This window comes from Brevibacterium sp. SIMBA_078 (assembly GCF_046534565.1).
Taxonomy (GTDB): domain Bacteria; phylum Actinomycetota; class Actinomycetes; order Actinomycetales; family Brevibacteriaceae; genus Brevibacterium.
The window spans coordinates 1-257 of record NZ_JAWRYQ010000366.1; the positions used below are offsets into that span (position 1 = coordinate 1).

1 protein-coding gene is annotated in these 257 nt (G+C 45.9%); it reads right to left on the reverse strand.

All coding sequences use genetic code 11. From position 1 onward, the window contains the following. Positions 1–37 precede the first annotated feature (37 nt). Positions 38–257, reverse strand: a 220-nt coding sequence (locus SB749_RS20055; RefSeq protein ID WP_410711854.1) for a Sua5/YciO/YrdC/YwlC family protein, incomplete at its 5' end; no start/stop codon positions are given.

The following is a 257-nucleotide window of genomic DNA, read 5'->3' on the forward strand; positions in this document are numbered from 1 at the left end:
GTAGGTATTAACGAAACCGTGTCAGGCTGTTTCATTGCTATTCAAATGGAGCCGTATCGCCGCAGCCTACACGTAAGATCTGAATATCGTCCTCTGATAAATCAATTACCGTGGTTGCTTGCTCTGTGAGGTATCCGCCGTGAATAATTAAATCGACATGCTTATCTAGGCGCTCCAAAATGTCATCGGGATCCGCTTGCGTGTATTCATCACCCGGCAAAATAAGTGAGCATGACATTAATGGCTCCCCCAATTCC